The sequence below is a fragment of the Type-A symbiont of Plautia stali genome (assembly GCF_059731155.1).
Map to the genome: position 1 here is coordinate 3992441 of NZ_AP035891.1, position 19173 is coordinate 4011613.

The window sequence follows — 19173 nt, forward strand, 5'->3', positions numbered from 1 at the left end:
ATCCTTCAATATAATCCAGCAATCCGTTTACCTGTGCCCGCCAGACCTGCACTGTTGCCCGTTGTCGGTGATATTGGCGAGGATATCGCGCTGGGTAACTGGACTCGGGGTGTGTCGCTCGCCAGGGGTCTCAGCTGACCGGGTCGTGTTGCCAGTACCGCCGGTAAGGGTGGCAGGGACTGAACCGTCAACGTCTGACAGCCCGAGGGCGGCGTTGTAGTGCTGCACGAAGCCACGAGTAAATACGCAGGCCACAGTATGAGCCTGACCTTTTTCATCCTGCCAGTGTTGGGTAACGTCATCTATCCGCCGGGTTAAGTGTTGGGTTTTGTCATGAAGCTGTGCAATGCGATTCAGGTAGCGCTGTTCGGCCTGATGCGCCACCTTCACCTGATGGATGAAACGCTGCTGCAGGGCATTTAGGGTTTGCGCGGCCTGCCCGGCGCGCTGTTTTTCCTGCATGGCAAACGTCTCGCGCAGCTGACTGAGGGTTGCCGCGCACCGTTCGGTTGAGCGACCTGCGCCTTGCGTGTAGCCGTGCCACCAGATACCCGACAACAGCGCCATTACCAGCACTCCGCCGGGGCTTTTCAGGCTGACTGCACTAAACACAGCTTGCCCCTCCCCAGGTCAGGTAACGCGGTGCCAGGGCATGTAAAATACGGTGCGGATAATGACGATTCTCACGCCAGGCGGTCAGGCTACGTCCGGCATTGACCCGCTCAACGCTGTCAAACCAGCGCCTGCCATCGACCCCCTGACGTTCTGCCAGGCGGCGGTCACGCTGTACCCAGCCCAGGCCACCGTTGTAGGCCGAGAGCGTCATCGCCATGCGCTCACACGCATTCACCGCCGACAGGCGTTGCCATAGCCAGCGGTCGAAACTCACCACTGCCCGCAGGCTCCAGCCGGGATTAAGCGGCGCTTTGGCGGCCAGTTCCGGCATCACCTCCCCAATCCAGTCCGTGGTCGCAGGCATAAACTGCCCCAGCCCCTGCGCCCCGATGCGATTGGTGATAGCCGGCTGCCAGCCACTTTCGTGCTCAATCTGGGCGGCAAAATCCGCCACCGGCGCATCAAGCCCCCACACCAGACGGGCGTTACGTATCAGCTCAGTCCGGTATGGCAGTGCCGCTTGTGGGGGACGCGCCGCATCGGCATCAAGCGCGCCACCAAGGAGCACTATCAGCAAAAGGAATAACAGCCATCTGGGGTCGCCCTGCGGACGTTGATAGCGGTTCATGGTCATAACCCCATCGCCACACTCAGACACACTGCGGCCACAATCACTGCCCGGCGCAACTGGGCGGCGGCAAACACCTGATGGCAGCCGCCGCGTACCGGATGTCGACCCTGTGCCACCTCCGGGTGGTCATGGTGCAGGTATTGACCGGGACGAGCCCTGGGGAACAGCGAACGGTCAAGCCAGTAACCGACCACCGCCGCCAGGGTGATCAAGGCCAGCTTGTAGAGCACCACCGGCAGTTGCTGCGGCGAGACCAGGCCAATCACCAGCAACAGACCAGCCGCAGTGAGCAACCAGCCGCCGAGGCGTGGGGGTTTTAAAGGGGGTCAAGGTCAGTTTTTTTCGGATTTTCATCACACTCTCCCTGAGAATCAGGCCGACAGTGTGACAGGGCGGTGCGCCAACCGCTTTTAAAGCGGTTTACTAGTGGGAATGGCAGGGCGTGGTTAGATTATCCTCAGCAATTGCCCCGAATGGGGCAAGGGAAAAAGCGCGACCCACCCGGTGCGCTAACACCGGACAGGCCGTCAACACACAGACATCACCTGTGAGTCAACCGTGGCGCTTTTCGTCCTCGAGGACAGGAAAGAGTCTACCTTAATTTCCATGAGTGAAACAGGCTGACAGACAATGCAGCAACATTTTTTACCGATACTGCCCTGGGCAGGCGGTAAACGGCGGCTGGCGAAACAGATTTTACCGCGCTTCCCGGCGCACACCTGCTACGTGGAGCCGTTTTGTGGCGCAGCGGCGCTCTTCTTTATGAAGTCACCCAGCAAAGTGGAAGTGATTAACGATATCAACGGCGAGCTGGTCAATCTCTACCGGGTGCTGAAACACCATCTGGAAGAGTTTATGCGCCAGTTTAAATGGGCGCTGGTCAGCCGGGCGATGTACCACTGGTTGAAAATAACCCCGACCGAGACCCTGACCGATATCCAGCGGGCGGCACGTTTCTATATGAAAAACTGGCGGGTATGGGACGGGATTTAGCCGGGATGATGATTGTTTCCGTCAATGATATTCCTGAGATGCGGGCAGTGTTTCAGGGGTTCGAGATGCAGAGCGTGCCGATTCGGTATAATCTCAACATCAATCAGCCCACACAACGGCGCGAGCTGATTATTACCGTCAAATAACCCTCTCCGCTGCAACGGAGAGGGATGCGTCATGCGCGGCGGCGGGCGGTTTTTTTCTCTGCCATTGCCGTCAGGGTGCGTTTAGCCACTTCGCGGGTTTCGCCGGGAATATGTCGAAAGGCAGTTAATACCTCTGCCTCTTCCTCATCGCGCACCACATCGAGCGCACTGGCTTCATCGCTGCGCTCCCCGGTCATCACATAAAGAAGGTCGACGCCTAACGCTTTCGCCGCGATTAAGTAGCCCGCATCAGGATGTCGCTCACTTTTTTCATAGTTGTACTGGGTGAGCTTTTTAACCCCGCACCGTTCAGCGAAGCTTTCCTGACTGAGCCCCAGCCGCAGGCGCTCGGATTTGAGACGGTCACCCACCCCTTCGAGTGTCAGTGTCACCCACTGCTGGGTATCGAGCGGAGCCTGCTTATCGCTCGCGGCAGACGGAAAGGTTTTATCGGTCAGTTGCTGGCTTAACTGTTGCAACTGCTTCTCTTTTTCGGCCACCAGTTGCTGGCTGCGCTTGAGCGCCGCTTCATCTTTACGCAATGTTGCCCGCAATTCCCGTACCGACATGCGGTCAACCTCATCGAGCGTCAGGCCCGCGATGGTGCCGCCTTCGGCCAGTTCGGCGAGGTCTTCGTCGTCTTCGGTCATCAGTTCAAAGAGCTTAGCTTTACCTAAACTCGCTAACGTTAGCGAGTTTTTCTGTAACAATGGTGATGTATATTTCAAAGCTGCTTTCATTATCGAATTTGCAGTTCTATGAGCCATTCCTAGTTTTTCAGTAACTATCTTAGTAAACTCCCCATGCGGCTCATTCTCTTTAAGAATAATCAGTCGCTTCCCCGCCTCCAGCATGGCTTCGGCACTCTGTGCCATATAGAAGCGCGCCTCATGCACAATACGTTCTCTTTCATAGGGTAAGCCATCTCCGAAACGCGCCATCACCTCCTGTTGGGCGCTGTTTTCTGCCTTTTTTTCAGGGTATGCAATTGCCCCCCCCGCAATCGTGATATTGTCCGCCGTAGTTACAGACAGGCTGGTTGCCGCTTTTTTCTTTGCCATACAGGTCTCCTTCTAGGCCGATAACAGCCAGTGATTTTTAATGGTGATAAGAGATATACAAAAACAGACAAAAAAAGACTTTACATTATTTCGCATGTATTGGTATGTTTATTTTTAACTTTTTATGACGGAGGCAAAACAATGTCACTACAACACCCCGCCGACTTTAAGCGAAATTTTTATGACCGCGTCTATCAGGACTATCCGACGGTGGCGGCATGGGCACGCCAATCCGGCTTTAAACCTTATCAGGTATACATGCTGCTTGATGGCTCCTGCCAGGGCTGGCGCGGGGAAGCGCGCAAAATTAAACAGGCTATTGAACAGATAATGGGAAAACCCATGCCATCAGGTAAAAAGCGCTATAAAAAATAACATTCGCCCGTTTCACTGACGGTAACATAATTTCCATTAATGAAAAAGAGGCTCTCCGATGAAAAACACCTTATCGCTCCATGCTTCTTCACGCACACGGCGGGCGCTGCGTATTTTGAAAGCCATGAAGGGGCATTACCGCGAGGGTCTGTCCAATAAAGCCCTGGCGACGCTTATCAATGACTCACCCGCCAATATCAGTCGCACCCTGCCGTTTTTAATGGAAGAGGGCATGGTTGAACGGCGCCTCAACGGGAATTACGCCCTGAGTGAAGAACTGATACAGATTGCCCTGGCTTTTTTTGATGAAACCGAACGGGCGCAAATCAGGATGGCAGAACGACGGGGTCGCTGCGTAGCCTCACCGTCAAAACCGTAAGAGGAAAAAATCATGGGTAGAAAAGCGTTACCGATAACGGCTGAAATCACCCCCGAACAGCCCCTGTCGCCGGATTTAATGAACAATCTTAACGCCCTGGCTGAACATCAGCAGGCGATTATGGACAGGTACGGCGAAGGCCTGCCCTATGAAAGAGAACGTATTGTGCATGAGGCGCGCTTCTATATGGCACAGAGTGCCGAAGCCATGCTGGAGGCGGGGAAGCGACTGATTATTCTTAAAGAGAATGAGCCGCATGGGGAGTTTACTAAGATAGTTACTGAAAAACTAGGAATGGCTCATAGAACTGCAAATTCGATAATGAAAGCAGCTTTGAAATATACATCACCATTGTTACAGAAAAACTCGCTAACGTTAGCGAGTTTAGGTAAAGCTAAGCTCTTTGAACTGATGACCGAAGACGACGAAGACCTCGCCGAACTGGCCGAAGGCGGCACCATCGCGGGCCTGACGCTCGATGAGGTTGACCGCATGTCGGTGCGGGAACTTAGGGCAAAACTGCGTGAAACGGAAGAGTCACTTAAAGCCAGCCGCCGCCTGGCCAATGAGAAAGATCAAAAGTTCAATGAACTGAGCGAAAAACGCCTGCTCGATCAGCATCGCCCATTAGGGGAAGAGGGAATACGTCAGCTCCGTGAAGAGATTGGCCTGGTGGGCTTTGATGTTAAAGCCATATTAATGGGCCGCTTTCGGGAAGGGCTGGAAAAACTGAGTAGTCACAGTGGTGATATCACGTCCCACGCCGACTATTTAGCGGGCCTGCTTAATGATATTGAGTTTGAAATCAATGTGTTACGCAGTGATTTTACACTGCCCCATCACGCCCCGTCAGAGACCGTACCTGACTGGGTAAACGCCGATGCAGAGGCAGAAGACGCGGATTTTCAGTTACCTGAACATTTACGCGGTACCGGACAGGATAGCGGCGAGGAGGTGGAGTAATGAACCCCATCCTGACCGAACGCATACTGGCGATTGCCCAGGCTGCCGAAAAAGCCGGGCATGGCGGCAAAGACGCTGTTTATCAGACAGGTTGCCAGGCACTCGGCATTTCCAGAGCCACACTGCTGCGAAAAATTAAACAGGTGAGCTATAAACCGCCGCGCAGGCAGCGGGTGGATTGTGGCACCAGTGCCCTGACCCGTGAGGAAGCCCTGCAGATATCCGGCGTGATGATGGCCTCGCATCGCAAGAACGGCAAACGCCTTTACAGCCTGGAGCAGGCGGTTAATGACCTGCGGGCGAACAACCTGATTCATGCCGGGTATACTGATAACGAGACCGGCGAGTGGTACCCCCTGTCGGTGGATGCCATCAGCCGGGCGCTGTACCGTTACCGCCTGCACCCCAGCCAGTTAGGCGCGCCTGCCCCTTGCGTCCAGCTAAAAACCAACCATCCCAATCATGTCTGGCAACTGGATGCGTCGCTGTGTGTGCTTTATTACCTGAAAAACCCAGGCAAGCGGAGCACGACTCGTGACACCGGCCTGCACATGATGAGTGAGGCGGAATTTAACAAGAACAAGCCAAAAAATCTCGACCGCATTGTTAACGACCGCGTCTGGTCATTTGAGCTGACTGACCATACCAGCGGCTGGATTTACGCCGAGTACCGCTTCGGCGGCGAAACGACACAAAACTTTACCGATGTACTGATTAATGCCATGCAGGAGCGCGGTGGGGCCGACGTCCTGCATGGCGTGCCGCGCATCCTTTATACCGACCCCGGTTGCGCGCTGGTCTCGTCCACCCTGCGCAACCTGTGTCAAACCCTCGGTATTCAGCTTATCGCCCATAAAGCCGGCAATGCCCGCGCCACCGGCTCAGTGGAAAAGGCGCGTGACATTCTCGAGTGCCATTTTGAATCCGGTCTGCGGTTTGTGCAAGTCGATAATATTGATGAACTCAACCGCCTGGTCGGGTTATGGCGTAAAAAATACAACCGTACCGCCATCCACCGACGTACCGGCATGACCCGCACCGACTGCTGGCTGCGTATTACCCCTGGACAGTTAATCAAGGCACCGCCTGTTGACGTCTGCCGCGAACTGGCGGTGAGTCTGCCGGAAAACCGTAAGGTCAGCACTCACCTTCGCGTGTCGTTCAGGGGGAGTGAATACGATGTACGGCAAGTCCCCGGCATTTGCGTGGGCGACACTGTACAGATAGTGCGCAACCCCTGGCGCGACAGTAAAGCGCAGGTGGTCATGATGAATGAGAACGGACTGGAAGTCTTTTGCCGGATGCCGGAAGTGGCGAAAGACGACTACGGCTTTGACCTCAACAGCCCGACACCCGGCGAATCGTTCAGGGCATTACCCCACACCACGGCGCAACACCATCTGGCGGAAGTCGGGCAGACCCTGTATGGCAACCACCACACCGGGGGAAACCGCTGCCGCGCAAAAAGCCAGGGCGCTGCCACTGGGCGGTCGCTTTAACCCTTATCTTGATAATGAACGCGATACCCCACCGATTTACCTCCCCAGACAGGGGCAGGTCTCCACGGTTTGTGCCCCGCGTTTTGAAGAGCGATTAAACCCGGTCGTGGTGGTTCAACAGTTGCGTGCGCGTTTTCAGGCGGCGGGCAAGACCTGGCGCAGTGAATTTTACACCACGCTGACCCAGCGCTTCCCGGACGGCATCCCCGCCGACCAGGTCGACGCGCTGGGTGATGAACTGATGGCCCAGTCCACCGGGGTGGTGGTCCCCCTGGCCAGTCACGGTTAACGGGAGGCCATCATGCTGAAACTGAAAACCCTGTTACAACAACACAATCTGACACAGGCAGCACTGGCCCGGGCGCTTGACCTTTCCGGGGCGACACTGGCGCAGATAGTCAATCACCACCAGTGGCCGAAACAGGACACCGACGCGCTAAAACACCGTATCCGGGCCTGGTTACGTGACCAGGGTATCGCGACGGACGACTGCTTTGACGGGGTTACGTCCGGCGGCAGGGAAAAGCACACACCACCCAGCAACGAGGAGGACACCATGTTACTCAAAAAACAGGTATTACTGCCTGCCACCAAAAAGCATTTTGGGCTGTTTCGCGCCCCGTTTGATGACAACGCGGTACAGGGTCATGAAGATGTGTTTTTAACCCCTGAAAGCCGTTATGTGCGCGAGGCGTTGTACCAGACCGCCCGCTATGGCGGCTTTATCGCGGTTATCGGGGAATCCGGTTCGGGTAAAAGTACCCTGCGTCGTGACCTGACTGACCGCATTTATCGGGAAAACGCCCCGGTGGTGGTGATTGAACCCTACGTGCTGGCGATGGAAGACAACGACCATCAGGGCAAGACCCTCAAAGCCGCCAGTCTCGCCGAGGCTATTGTCCACACCCTGGCCCCACTGGAAAAACTCAAACGCTCACCCGAAGCCCGCTTCCGTCAGTTACACCGACTATTAAAAGAGAGCAGCCGTGCCGGGTACAGCCATGTGCTGGTGACTGAAGAAGCCCATTGCCTGCCCATCCCGACCTTAAAGCACCTCAAACGCTTCTTTGAGCTGGAAGACGGTTTTAAAAAACTGCTGTCCATCGTCCTGCTGGGACAACCCGAGCTGGGCGACAAGTTATCCGAGCGCCTGTTAGCGGTCAGGGAAGTGGTACAGCGCTGCGAGGTCATTGACCTGCCGCCGCTGGATGAACACCTGAGCGACTTTCTTGATTTCAGGTTTAAACGCGTCGGTGGCGACATGAACAACGTTCTCGGCCCGGACGCGATACCGGCACTGCGTCAACGCCTGAGCTGGCTGCGCCCGAAAAAAGACACGCCGGTCAGCCTGCTTTACCCGCTCGCTGTCGGCAATCTGGTGACCGACGCCATGAACCTGGCCGCCGAGAACGCCATCCCGGTTATCGACGCCAATATTATTCACAGTGTGCATTAAAGGAGGCTTTTATGCTGAACCCCGCCGTGACCATTAAAAACCCGTCAGCGATGACCTACCAGGCCATCCAGCAGCAGTTCAGGCAATGCCTGTCGGTGATGGACAAACTCAGCCAGGAGGGCTTTACCGTCAGTCAGTTTACCGTTGATGGCTATAGCCGTCCGACCATTATCCTGCGGCATGACCGACGGTGTGATGCCTTACATCAAAAGGGCCATGCCGTTCGCTATGCCCTGGGTACTGACCGTCAGGGCCGCTGGGAAAAATACCAGTTCCTGCAAGATAACTGCCGAATCACCTGGGAGGTACGTTAATCATGAAAACACGCCCTGTCCGTATTACCGCACGACAATCGGTTTATCTGGCAAAAACCGTGGATATTACCGAACAGGACTATGAAACCTATTTATCGATTTGCGAAAACTGCCGTGATTTTAATGAACAAGACCAGCGTCTTGGTGAAATAGCGGCCCGATACCACATGAATTTATTTGAGCATATTCAACACACTGACGCCCCTGAAGACATTATTTTCGAGCGCGTTTAATTCCCGACGTTGTTAATTAAAAGGTAAAAAAGATGGCAAAGAAAATAACGCGGCTTAAAGCCGCGGCGGGTGCCTGCACCCCGCAAACTCGTGAGCAGGTGATAAGCGATATTAAAAATCTGGGCGATATCCAGCGGGAAATGACCCGACTGGAGACGCAGATTAATGATGAAATTGCACGATTAACGCATCAGCATGCGGCTGATATTGAAGCCATGAAGGCCCGCATCACCCTGTTGCAAAAAGGTATCCAGACCTGGTGCGAGGCCAACCGGGAGGAGCTTACCCAAAACGGCAAAACCAAAACCGCCAACCTGATAACCGGCGAGGTGTCATGGCGTAACCGCCCGCCATCCGTTTCGCTAAAAGGAATGGACGATATCCTGCAGGCGCTGGAAGAAAACGGGCAACACCACTGCATTATTCGCAAGGCACAGGTGGATAAAAATGCCCTGCTAAAAAATCAGGATACCATCAGGCCCCTTAATATTCGCGGCATTACCTTTCATCACCAGCTTGAGGATTTCATTATTACGCCCTTCGGGCAGGAGGTGACCTCATGAGCTATCAGAAAATAAAACCTCTGCGCCGCCAGATTGAAAGGCACATAAACCGCGCCATGCATCACCTGCGGGCAGACCATTCTGCCGCCGCGTATTGTGAATTTCAACATGCCTTCGGGATACTGGCCGGACTCATCGTCGACTCAGATAAGGAAAACCCGTTATGAGCATTACCTGCATCAGCTGCCATCAGGCAACCCGTCACCTGAATCCTGCCCAGGCCCGGATTATCCAGCAACCGGAAAGCGGCGAGTGGGGAATTGACCTGCTGCTGGCCTGCCCACACTGCGGACAGCCTTATAGCGCCTGGATACTTAACTGGGATGTCGTGCCACTAAAAGGTATCACGACAAATTCGCCATCAACGCCACACACTCACAATAAACCCGCCGGTTAACGGGGAGGACATCGCCATGTGGATATTAATTTTGGCCATGTACGCCAGTCCTTATAGCGATAATGTTTTTTCCTCCCTGCATACACAGGATTTTGACACGGCAACCGCCTGTCAGCAGGCCGCCAGACTGTTTGCGAAAAAATTTGAAACCTTCAGGGATATTGATGCCAGGGCGATTTGCGTGAAGAAGTCATAGCGGAAAAGCGGCATGTAAACCATTCAATTGTATAATAACGCCATTCATTTTATAATCCTTCAAACCCCGAAGGATTATTTTTTGCTCACCGCATAAGGAAACCTGACCCCGACCACAACGATAAAGGACGTCACCGATGACCCGACAAAAGTACCTGCAGTTAATCCATATTGCCGCCCACCAGCTCAAACTGGATGACGCGACTTACCGCCAGATGCTGCACAGGCTGACGGGGAAAACATCGGCAAAAGCCCTGAATCCCGGTCAACTGGCGCAGGTGTTAAACGCCCTGAAGACACAAGGCTTCCGTATCCAGCCCCATCAAGCCAATACAAAAAAGCAGACCGACCGTCCGCAACTCCAGAAAATGCAGGCCCTGTGGCAGGCAATGGCCCAGGAGGGCATTGTCCGTGATGCGTCAGCAACAGCCCTGGCCCACTTTGTTAAACGGGAAACCGGCTGTGATTCGCCTTACTGGCTGGACAGCCAACAGGCCAGCCAGGTTATCGAGAAACTCAAGCAGTGGCAAAAGCGCGTGGCGAGGGCAGCATCATGCTAGAGAATACCTTTCGTAGCAAAGGGCCGGAGTTACTGGTTGAGCTGGCCGAACACACCGCCCAGACTGTCAGGCAGATTATCGATGTTGACCCTGCTGTCGCCAGCCAGATAGGTGATGCCGTCGCCAGTCAGATGATGGCGGTCTGGGGCGGGCAAAATGTCTATTTTCCAATGGGGTTGATGTGGAAAATTAATCAGCGTGACCGGGAGATATTTGCTGACTTCAACGGCCATAACCACCACGCGCTGGCGCGTAAATACAAAGTCTCGTTACAGTGGATTTATTCGGTAGTCAAACGGGTTAAAAAAGAAGAACTGGCCCGCATCCAGGGCAATCTGTTTGAAGATGAAGATAAGCCGCCTCGATGACTGTTTCTTGTTTCACACAGTGAAACGTCGGAGAGAAAAACATAACCTGTACACCAGATAGTGAGTATTGGTTTAATGCTAACCAGACAATAGAAGAATATTTCATATGCTCGATTCATCACTTGTTGTGCAATGAGGGTAAAATCCTCAACGTCATTAAAGGTGTTTACTAGTCTGTTTGCCATATGTATACAAGAATGTTCTGCGAGAAAGCACTAATGAGTCCTGGCAACACGAGGCGAAGGAGGATTGAATGATAGAGGCATCGCTGCTGAATCTGCCCTGGGCAACTCTGGTAACACTGGCCTCTGGCTACATCGGTTATTTTATTGCCAATGTTGGCTTGAAACAGCACCATAAGCCTGTTGATATCACGTTTACGACCCTGGTCTTTTGTCTTTTACCCGCCGGGCTTTATCATTCAGCAGTGTGGTTGGGGTTCAACACCTACATAGCATCTGTTCCGGCTGTTATCTCTGCTTTTATTGCAGGTTCGGTTTGGCGCAAATACGGCAAGAAATGGATGTATGGCCTCCTGCGGAAATATGATATATCGTGGTCTGACAGCACCCACTCTGCCTGGCAGAGGATGTTTGACCAGCGTGGCTACTATGTTTCGGAAGTCTATGTTTACCTGAAAAATGGCTTCCGCTTGCCTGTCTGTTCGCGTCCAGCGTGGCAATGGCACAGCAAAACCCTATCGATCAGCAGCTCAATCAATGCCTGAATAAAGAGTCCAGCACTGCCGGCATGTCACAGTGCTACAGCACGGCCAATAAGGCATGGGACAAAGAGATGAATGCGCAATATAGCCAGCTGATGAAGAAATTAACCGGTGAGCCCAAAGACAAACTGCGCAATGCGCAGCGCGCTTGGCTGGCCTACCGTGATAGCTGGACCGATGCCAGCCGCAGCTATTTCCTCAGCAGTCAGGGCTCCATGGCGGCGCTGTCAGTGGGCGCGCAGGGCGTTAGTCTGGTGCGCAACCAAGCGCTGATGCTGCAATCAACAAAGGCAGTTGCGCCAATCCCGATGATTGTTGATAAATGGGAGCGTTAAACACGCTTAGCGCTGGCCACGGTCAGCGCGCCCATTATTCACGGAGAAACCATGGCTGCCTACGCCTCGCCCCTCATTCTTATCTGCCTCGCCATCCTGAGCTACTTCGTCCACAACAGCGCCGTCACCATTTCGATTCTCATCTTGCTGGTGATTAAGCTCACGCCGCTGGCACAGTTCTTTCCCTACGTCGAAAAGCAGGGCATCCAGATTGGTATCATTATTCTCACCGTGGCCGTCATGGCACCGCTGGCAAGCGGCACGCTGCCGGCCTCGTCGCTGCTGAAATCCTTTGCTAACTGGCAATCAATCGTGGCGATTATCGTTGGCGTGTTTGTTGCCTGGCTCAGCGGTCGCGACGTCAGTTTAATGAGCGTGCAGCCGTCGGTGATTGGCGGGTTGCTGATTAGCACGGTGATTGGTGTGGCGTTCTTTCGCGGCGTGCCGGTCGGGCCGCTGATCGCGGCAGGGATTGTGTCGCTGTTTGTCACCACGAAGTAGCCTGCTGGACCATTCCGAAACGCCAAAAAGGGCGCATACTTTCAGAGTCAGTTGGCTATAATAGCCGTCACTCAACTTACGACTAATGAAGGAAAGCCAGATGAGTTTGAACCAGGTGCCTGCAGGTAAAGATCTGCCAGAAGATATCTATGTCGTCATCGAGATCCCGGCCAACGCCGATCCGATCAAATATGAAGTGGACAAAGAGTCTGGCGCCCTGTTTGTAGACCGTTTCATGTCTACCGCCATGTTCTATCCGTGCAACTACGGTTACATCAACCACACGCGGTCTCTGGATGGTGACCCGGTTGACGTGCTGGTGCCAACCCCGTATCCGCTGCAGCCAGGTTCAGTAATCCGCTGCCGTCCGGTGAGCGTGCTGAAGATGACCGACGAATCAGGTGAAGATGCCAAACTGGTAGCGGTTCCGCACACCAAATTGAGCAAAGAGTACGATCACATTAAAGATGTGAACGACCTGCCAGAACTGCTGAAAGCGCAGATCACCCACTTCTTCGAGCACTACAAAGATCTGGAAAAAGGCAAATGGGTGAAGGTTGACGGCTGGGACAACGTGGAAGCGGCTAAAGCTGAAATCATCTCCTCTTTCGAGCGCGCACAGAAGAAATAAGTTTTCTGTCAGCGCTGCCGCATCGCTATGTATGGCGATCGGCAGATAAAAAAACACCGCCCACTGGGCGGTGTTTTTATTTACGCTTCTGCGGCGTCATCGCGCCGTAACCAGTCGCCACTCGCGATGCGGGTGCGACCGGCAATCGAACGCTGATACACGTACAGCCAGGCGCTGCCGTAGGGCGTCTGGATCAGCTGGCGCTTATACTTGCCGTTCTTGCTGCGCAAGGCATCCAGCTCGCCGAGGGTGCTGGCGTCGATGCGATACACTTCGCAGTACACCGTGCCGTCTCCCTCAACCACGCCCGGATAGTGACCGAGATTGTAGAGCGCAAACCCTTCAATCTGATGGTCGCCGAGCCATTGCGCATTGGTCATCCAATAACTATTTCCCTGTTTGCGCCGTAAACTGCCGTAGACAATTATTCGCATTGCTAAAACTCAAACTGATAGAGCAAATCCAGTGCCTGATCGAGACCCGACACGGCTTCCAAATAGAGTTTGGGCATCAGGCGATAACGCAAAGTGAGCGTCGCCAGTGAATCAAATATGCCAACACCGTATTTTACCTGCAGACCCGGCAGCACATAACCACTCACCTGCACCTGCTGGCTGTCGCCGACACCGGTGGTATCAAGCGCAAGGTTACTGACGCCGAAGGCCTCGCCGATTTTACCCATAACCTGACCACTTTGTACAACCCCCAGTCCAATCAGCGCCGAGGTTAAGGCATTGCTGTCGCCATCGCTGCTGAGTCCCTGACCGCGTAACAGATAAGACAGCGCCTCCTGCTGCGACATCGCCGGGTCGGAGAAGACTTCCACCTTCGGCTCGTCGGCCAGCCCGCTGACGCGCAGACCGGCTGTCACATCATCCTCGGTGGCTTCCGGGTTACGAATCGCCTCTAGGTTGACGTACGGCTGATCCGGCGGACCGGCGAACTGCAGCTCACCTTTACGCACAATCAGATCCTGACCATACGCGTGGAAACGGCCGGAAGGAATATTGATTTGTCCGTTTAAGCCCAGGCCGGTTTTATCCTGCACCAGTTTGAGATCGCCATTGAGGCGCGCTTTCAGGCCAAAGGCCGAGAGGCGCACATCGTTGCCGACGTGGATCACCAGATTGCTGTTGATCGGGATCGCGGCGGTTTTCGGCTGAATCGGCTTGAGGTTCTCATCCAGCATCACCTCATCCGACGACACGCCGGTAGCGCTCTCCTGCACTTCCTGCACCGTAATGCGCGCCCACGGAATATCAACCTTGCCGTCAAGATTAAACGCCGCCGGTGTGGCTTCAAACGCTAGGTCCGGCGAAACGTCCATCCGCACCATCGGCGGAACGGTAACACGAATACGGCTACCCTGCGCAGTAACGCGCGCGCGCCAGTTATCCAGCTGGCTCCAGTCCGCGTTGCCGCCCAGATTGAGGTTACCCTGCTGCGTCTGGATCAGGCCGTTGAGCGTGGAACTCATGCCGTTAAACACTAGATTGAGATTGGCCGAGGTGAGATCGACCGGCATAAAGCTGCCATCCACATCAACATCGCTCAGCCCGAGCTGACCAAAGATCTGCGGCTGCTGCAGCGTGCCGCCGAGACGCAGATTGCTGTTGAGGTTGCCTTTGATCTTCTCGCCCTGCATCAGCGCCGGATTAAGCATCGCCAGCGAAATGTTGCTGATGCCGATGTTGCCTGACAGCTGGCGGCGATTCTCCGGAGCGGCGATCTGCACGTTGCCGCTCAGCTGACCGTTATTAACGATGTGAATCAGCCAGTCGAGCTGCGCGCGTCCGTTACGCAGCGCCGCATTCAGGTTGAGCGTGTCGAAGGCGATCGGCAGGTTATTCCCCTGCACATCCTGCACCACTTTTACGCCGTTTCCTTTAAGCGACACCGTGCCGGTCGGCAGCGCGCCGTCGGCGGTCCAGTTAACGCGCGCATCACCGCTGAATACGCCGTTCAGCTGGGTGGCATCGGTGAGGAACGGCTTGATCATCGCCAGATCGAAGCGGTTCAGCACCACGTGCGCATGACCGCTGGCACCGGCCTCGATCGGCTCCGGCACGCACAGCTGCGCGTTGGGGTTTTGCCAGCAGTGCGGCCCGATGGTGGCGCTCTGTTTGCTGTTCAGGTAGTCAATCGTCATCGCGCGCGTCAGGCGCCATTCGCCCACCGGCGTGTCAAAACGCGTATTGTTGAGATTGCCCTGCCAGCGCTGCGTCTGGCGATCAAAGCTGCCGTTGAGCGCCAGCTGGCCGGAGACCGGCTCGCCCTGCACGTTGAGTTTCAGCTGGTGCTGCTTCTCGTTACCGTCGGCGTTGAGCGTCAGCAGGCTGATCTTAAGCGCGTCCTGCTGTAGCTGCTCCACGCGCAGCTGCAGTTTACCGGCGACCTGATCGCTGGATTTCACATCGCTCTGCAGCGTGACGCAGCGGATCTGCAGCTGCTGCCAGCGCAGGCCGCTGGCGGTAAGATCGGCCAGCAGCTGGGGCGCCTGCAGCGTACCGCGCGCCTTGATGGTGCCTTTGGCTACGCCGCCCAGGCCCGGCAGCGCGTTATCCAGATGCGGCGCATCGACACTGGCGTCCAGATTTAGCGCGTCGCTCAGTTCGCCCTTCACGTCGAGATGGTTGCGCCCCAGCGCGATGTCAATGCCGGGGATTTTCCACTGATTGTAACTGTTGCCGGTCAGCGTGCCTTCGGCGCTCACCGCGTTCTGCTTCACATTGCCCTTCAGCGCCAGCTGCGGCACGCTGAGCTGCCAGCTACCGCCGTACAGGCTGCCGCGCGTGGTGATTTTACCGTCAAGCTTCGCCGGCCAGTCAGGATACTGTTTAGCGGTATTGATGCCCGCCAGCGTCAGTTCGCTGCGCCAGCTGATGGCTTTGCTCCAGTCCACCAGCGCGCTGAGGTCAATGTTGCCCTGTAGGGCCGCCACGCGCAGTTTATCCAGGCTGAACTGCTGCACGTTGCCTTTACCGTCCAGCGTAATGGTGGCGGGCGGCACCGCTTCGCCCTTCACCGCGGTGCGCAGCGACATCACGTAGTCGGTGGCTTTGCCGCTGAACTGGTAGTCGAGATTATCCGCCTGATACTGCACCGGACCGGTCAGCGGCCAGCGCAGCTGCGGGCTGGTGAGTTTGAGTGACAGCGGCAGACCGGCGACCGCCGGCTGCGCGGCGGCGTCCAGCTGGGCGCGCACCGGTCCGGAGAGATTCAGGCCCAGCTTCAGCTCGTCACGCATCGCCCCGGCGAGGTTCAGTTTGATCTTCTCGCCTTTAATCGGATCGAGATTCAGCGAACCGTTGAGCACAACATTGACCGGCCAGTTATCCGCCAGCCGGGCATCGCCGCTGGCGTTGAGCTGCCCCTGCGGCGAGTCTATGTCAAAGGTCTCCAGCTGCACATGCCGGTCGGTGGTTTTGGCCTTCAGCAACAGACGCGTAATCGCCACATCCGTATCGCCGGTGATGCGCAACTGCTCACCCAACAGCTGCTGCACGTTGATGTCGAGCGGCAGCTGGAAATCCGGCAGTGCCGGCAGCAGCGGCTCGGCAAACATCGCCTGCAGCGTTTCGCCCAGCGGTTTCTCATCCGGCTGCGGCAGCTGCACTTTAGGCTGCACCACCTGTTCGTCCGCCACTTTCGCCGCCTTCGGCAGCGCGATCAGCAGGCTCTGGATATGGGTGGGATTGAGCGTCAGCGCGCGATCCTGCCACTGCAGGCCGCTGGTGAAGTCGAGCAGCGAAATGGCGGTGTCATCGACTTTTACGTTGATGTTATGCAGGCTGACCCGGCTCAGGGTAATCGGGTATGGTGTGCTGAGATTGCTGCTGCCGCTCTCCTCTTCCGGCGGCGGCGCACTGGCGGGCGTCATTTTTTTGCTGTCGACCACCACGCTGACGTCCTGCAGCGCGATATCGTTCACGCACACCGAGGAGTGCAGCAGGCAGTTGAGGTTGAGCGCCAGATGGAAGCGCCCGGCATCCACGCTGACGCCCGGCATCTGGTACTTCACGCCGCTCAGCGTCAGATCGCGCCAGCCGCCTTCCACCTTATTGATCGACAAGCCCGGCACCCAGCGATCGGCACTTTTAAACAACAGATGCAATCCGGGCGTGGTGCCCACCAGAAACGCCACGCTGGCCAACAGCACCAGCATGAAAATACCGATACCGATCAGGACCTTTTTCCACAGCTTCATAGTTCAGGCCCCAGTCCTACATAAAATTGCAATCCATGCTCCTTGTCGTCACCAATCGGGCGCGCGATATCAAACTTGATCGGCCCTACCGGAGAAGACCAGCGAACGCCGAAGCCTGCACCGGTTTTAACATTACTCTGCTTGATGTTGTTGACCGCTTCACCGGAGTCGACGAATACCGCGCCCCACCATTTGCCAGAGACATTGTACTGATACTCGAGCGAGCCGGTGGCCAGCTTTGAGGCACCGGTGAGTTTGCCTTCGTCATCGCGCGGCGAGATATCTTCGTATTTGTAGCCGCGAATGCTGCGATCACCGCCGGCGAAGAAGCGCAGATCGGGCGGCACTTTTTCGAAGTCGTTGGTTTCAATCCAGCCAAGGTTACCGCGCGCCACAAAGCGATGCTTCTCGCCCAGCGTGCGGATCCACACGTTCTGCGCCTGCAGAATCAGGAAGTCGACGTCCGAGCCCCAGGTGGTGTCCGACACGTCTACCGAGTAGCGCTGTGAATCGCCCCAGGTCGGCATCAGGCCGCCGCGCGAACGGGTGCGGTTCAGGCTGACGCCCGGATAGAGCAGCATGGTGGTGTTGGTGACATTGCCCTGAGTAAAGTGGTCGAGACTCCAGCGCAGGTTAACCGCGCGCTGCCAGCCGGAGCTGCTGTCCCAGTTACGCGACATCGCCAGCGTAGTGTTGTCCGATTTGGTGTCGTTGAGATCGGTGCGTTTCAGGCCGCCGGAGAAGGTGTAGTACTGCTCCAGTGGGCTTTTCAGCAGCGGCACTTTATAGCTGAGATCAAGCTGCTGCTCCGGCGCGGAGATATAGGCGCTGGAGGTCAGGCTGTGGCCGCTGTCGTTGATCCACGGCTTTTTCCACGTGCCTTTCAGCCGCGGTCCGACGTCCGTCGAGTAACCGACACCGGCTTCGATGGTGTTCTCCACGCGCGGCGACACGGCGGCGCTGAGCGGCAGCACTTTAGTCTGGCGCCCTTTATCGAACTCGGGTGCCACGACGACAGAATTAAACCAGCCGGTGGCGGAGAGGCGACGATTGAGTTCGGCCAAATCGCGCGAGCTGTAGGGATCGCCCTTTTTGAACGGCACCAGATTGCGCAGATAGGCTTCGTTGATTTGCGAGCCTTCAAAGCTGACATCGCCGAAGCGATAGCGCGGGCCGCTGTCGTAGTCGATATCCCAGAACGCTAAGCGCCGTTCTACCGAGACACCAAGCTGGCTCTGCTTAAAGTCACCGTCAAAGTAACCATTACGCAGCGCCAGGCTGGAGAAGCCGTTTTTGAATTTATCGTAGTCGCCGTGATTGAGCTGACTGCCGACTTTCGGCCTGCCCTGTTTCACCCACGCCTGATAATCAGGATCGTCTTTTGCCGCGCCTTCCACCACGATGGTGCTGCCGCCAATCTTCACCGGCTCACCGGCGGTGACGCGGGCAATCAGCACCGGACGCCCTCCCTGCGGCGGTGCCGGACGTGACTCAAAGTCGATCTGCGGCTCGTAATAGCCCAGCGCACGCAGACCTTCTTTGATCGCGGCAGCCACGCGCGCCTGGAAACTGCCGTCGTTCGACACCTCGTCACTGCCGGTAGTGGACAAGCGCGCCCTGACGTTTTTCTGTAATTCCCCGGTCAGGCCTTCCAGCTGCAGTCGCACTTTGGCTGCCTCAACAGCAGGTGCGGCAAGCAGCAGGCTGGCCAAGCAATAAGCATGAAATCGCGGCACGCGTACTCCTGTTAATAATGCCTGCCCCTATTCCGCAGGGGCGTTAACTCTGGTGGAAAGGGTATCACCACATCTTGCATACCCATCAGCATAGCCGCTCTTTTTTGCGAGCGGCTGTGTAAAAACGGCCGCTAAGCCAAATCGACTGCTATTGTCGGTAAATGTGCGTACCGATACAACAACGAAGCCGCGCTTCTGCGCACCGCCAGCCGCCACTCGGATTAATCCGAGCCGGCCAATCACGCCGCTGGCGGCAGCAATAGCGCTGCTGCTATAATCAGCGACCAGCAG

At 55.9% G+C, this 19173-nt stretch carries 21 protein-coding genes and 4 pseudogenes; 18 read left to right on the forward strand and 7 right to left on the reverse strand.

Going from position 1 to position 19173, the window contains the following annotated elements; translation table 11 throughout:
* Nucleotides 1–27: 27 nt before the first annotated feature.
* The 3 genes from AC6I8M_RS21165 to AC6I8M_RS21175 are packed head-to-tail and all read right to left on the reverse strand — an operon-like array spanning nt 28 to nt 1539.
* Nucleotides 28–612, reverse strand: a complete 585-nt coding sequence (locus AC6I8M_RS21165; RefSeq protein WP_498013465.1) for a hypothetical protein — start codon at nt 610–612, stop codon at nt 28–30.
* Complete coding sequence (locus tag AC6I8M_RS21170) at nt 605–1243, reverse strand: transglycosylase SLT domain-containing protein (RefSeq protein ID WP_051588504.1); 639 nt, start codon at nt 1241–1243, stop codon at nt 605–607. The genes AC6I8M_RS21165 and AC6I8M_RS21170 overlap by 8 nt, the downstream gene beginning before the upstream one ends.
* Nucleotides 1244–1245: 2 nt before the next feature.
* Nucleotides 1246–1539, reverse strand: a complete 294-nt coding sequence (locus tag AC6I8M_RS21175; RefSeq protein ID WP_022547386.1) for a putative holin — start codon at nt 1537–1539, stop codon at nt 1246–1248.
* Nucleotides 1540–1876: 337 nt separating this feature from the next.
* Here AC6I8M_RS21175 and AC6I8M_RS21180 point away from each other — a divergent pair.
* Nucleotides 1877–2233: pseudogene (locus tag AC6I8M_RS21180) on the forward strand (DNA adenine methylase); the annotation flags it as partial.
* 11 nt (nt 2234–2244) lie between these two features.
* Nucleotides 2245–2385, forward strand: a complete 141-nt coding sequence (locus AC6I8M_RS21185) for a hypothetical protein (RefSeq protein WP_498013466.1) — start codon at nt 2245–2247, stop codon at nt 2383–2385.
* A 29-nt stretch (nt 2386–2414) separates the two neighbouring features.
* Here the strand turns inward: AC6I8M_RS21185 and AC6I8M_RS21190 are convergent, their stop codons facing one another.
* Nucleotides 2415–3446, reverse strand: coding sequence for a helix-turn-helix domain-containing protein (locus tag AC6I8M_RS21190; RefSeq protein WP_498013605.1), 1032 nt, complete (start codon nt 3444–3446; stop codon nt 2415–2417).
* Nucleotides 3447–3476: 30 nt separating this feature from the next.
* Here AC6I8M_RS21190 and AC6I8M_RS21195 point away from each other — a divergent pair, with 30 nt between their 5' ends.
* The 16 genes and pseudogenes from AC6I8M_RS21195 (at nt 3477) to ppa (ending at nt 12939) form a co-directional block, all read left to right on the forward strand.
* On the forward strand, nt 3477–3821 hold the full coding sequence (locus tag AC6I8M_RS21195; RefSeq protein WP_498013378.1) for a helix-turn-helix domain-containing protein: 345 nt from the start codon (nt 3477–3479) through the stop codon (nt 3819–3821).
* A 58-nt stretch (nt 3822–3879) separates the two neighbouring features.
* Entirely contained in the window at nt 3880–4200 is a 321-nt protein-coding gene (locus AC6I8M_RS21200; protein WP_022547321.1) for a helix-turn-helix domain-containing protein, read from the forward strand.
* Between the two features lie 12 nt (nt 4201–4212).
* Nucleotides 4213–5163: a DUF3102 domain-containing protein gene (locus AC6I8M_RS21205; protein WP_498013377.1), complete on the forward strand. Its 951-nt coding sequence runs from the start codon at nt 4213–4215 to the stop codon at nt 5161–5163.
* Nucleotides 5163–6951 (forward strand): annotated as a pseudogene (locus AC6I8M_RS21210) (integrase catalytic domain-containing protein). The gene AC6I8M_RS21205 and the pseudogene AC6I8M_RS21210 overlap by 1 nt, the downstream one beginning before the upstream one ends.
* A 12-nt stretch (nt 6952–6963) precedes the next feature.
* On the forward strand, nt 6964–8118 hold the full coding sequence (locus tag AC6I8M_RS21215; protein ID WP_498013376.1) for an AAA family ATPase: 1155 nt from the start codon (nt 6964–6966) through the stop codon (nt 8116–8118).
* A gap of 11 nt (nt 8119–8129) precedes the next feature.
* On the forward strand, nt 8130–8432 hold the full coding sequence (locus AC6I8M_RS21220) for an HI_1482 family protein (RefSeq protein WP_010617117.1): 303 nt from the start codon (nt 8130–8132) through the stop codon (nt 8430–8432).
* A 2-nt stretch (nt 8433–8434) separates the two neighbouring features.
* On the forward strand, nt 8435–8665 hold the full coding sequence (locus tag AC6I8M_RS21225) for a hypothetical protein (RefSeq protein WP_010617118.1): 231 nt from the start codon (nt 8435–8437) through the stop codon (nt 8663–8665).
* 32 nt (nt 8666–8697) lie between these two features.
* Nucleotides 8698–9228, forward strand: coding sequence for a host-nuclease inhibitor Gam family protein (locus AC6I8M_RS21230; RefSeq protein ID WP_010617119.1), 531 nt, complete (start codon nt 8698–8700; stop codon nt 9226–9228).
* Nucleotides 9225–9395 (forward strand): hypothetical protein, encoded by a 171-nt coding sequence (locus AC6I8M_RS21235; RefSeq protein ID WP_010617120.1) that lies wholly within the window; start codon nt 9225–9227, stop codon nt 9393–9395. The genes AC6I8M_RS21230 and AC6I8M_RS21235 overlap by 4 nt, the downstream gene beginning before the upstream one ends.
* Nucleotides 9396–9641: 246 nt before the next feature.
* Nucleotides 9642–9821: a hypothetical protein gene (locus AC6I8M_RS21240; RefSeq protein ID WP_022547326.1), complete on the forward strand. Its 180-nt coding sequence runs from the start codon at nt 9642–9644 to the stop codon at nt 9819–9821.
* Nucleotides 9822–9957: 136 nt separating this feature from the next.
* Nucleotides 9958–10380, forward strand: a complete 423-nt coding sequence (locus AC6I8M_RS21245) for a gp16 family protein (RefSeq protein ID WP_498013375.1) — start codon at nt 9958–9960, stop codon at nt 10378–10380.
* Nucleotides 10374–10748, forward strand: a complete 375-nt coding sequence (locus AC6I8M_RS21250; protein ID WP_498013374.1) for a Mor transcription activator family protein — start codon at nt 10374–10376, stop codon at nt 10746–10748. Before AC6I8M_RS21245 ends, AC6I8M_RS21250 begins: the two co-directional genes overlap by 7 nt.
* 253 nt (nt 10749–11001) lie before the next feature.
* A pseudogene (locus AC6I8M_RS21255) lies at nt 11002–11394 on the forward strand (hypothetical protein); the annotation flags it as partial.
* A 35-nt stretch (nt 11395–11429) separates the two neighbouring features.
* Nucleotides 11430–11791: pseudogene (locus AC6I8M_RS21260) on the forward strand (lysozyme inhibitor LprI family protein).
* A 67-nt stretch (nt 11792–11858) separates the two neighbouring features.
* Entirely contained in the window at nt 11859–12308 is a 450-nt protein-coding gene (locus AC6I8M_RS21265; protein ID WP_010617978.1) for a DUF441 domain-containing protein, read from the forward strand.
* A gap of 100 nt (nt 12309–12408) precedes the next feature.
* Nucleotides 12409–12939 (forward strand): inorganic diphosphatase, encoded by a 531-nt coding sequence (gene ppa / locus AC6I8M_RS21270; RefSeq protein ID WP_010617979.1) that lies wholly within the window; start codon nt 12409–12411, stop codon nt 12937–12939.
* An 80-nt stretch (nt 12940–13019) separates the two neighbouring features.
* Here the strand turns inward: ppa and AC6I8M_RS21275 are convergent, their stop codons facing one another.
* From AC6I8M_RS21275 to tamA, 3 genes are read right to left on the reverse strand one after another with little or no spacing between them, the layout of a single operon-like run.
* A complete protein-coding gene (locus AC6I8M_RS21275; protein ID WP_010617980.1) occupies nt 13020–13373 on the reverse strand; it encodes a gamma-glutamylcyclotransferase family protein in 354 nt (117 codons plus the stop codon).
* Nucleotides 13374–13375: 2 nt separating this feature from the next.
* Complete coding sequence (gene tamB, locus AC6I8M_RS21280) at nt 13376–17146, reverse strand: autotransporter assembly complex protein TamB (protein ID WP_010617981.1); 3771 nt, start codon at nt 17144–17146, stop codon at nt 13376–13378.
* Complete coding sequence (gene tamA, locus AC6I8M_RS21285; protein WP_010617982.1) at nt 17143–18882, reverse strand: autotransporter assembly complex protein TamA; 1740 nt, start codon at nt 18880–18882, stop codon at nt 17143–17145. The genes tamB and tamA overlap by 4 nt, the downstream gene beginning before the upstream one ends.
* Between the last annotated feature and the right edge of the window lie 291 nt (nt 18883–19173).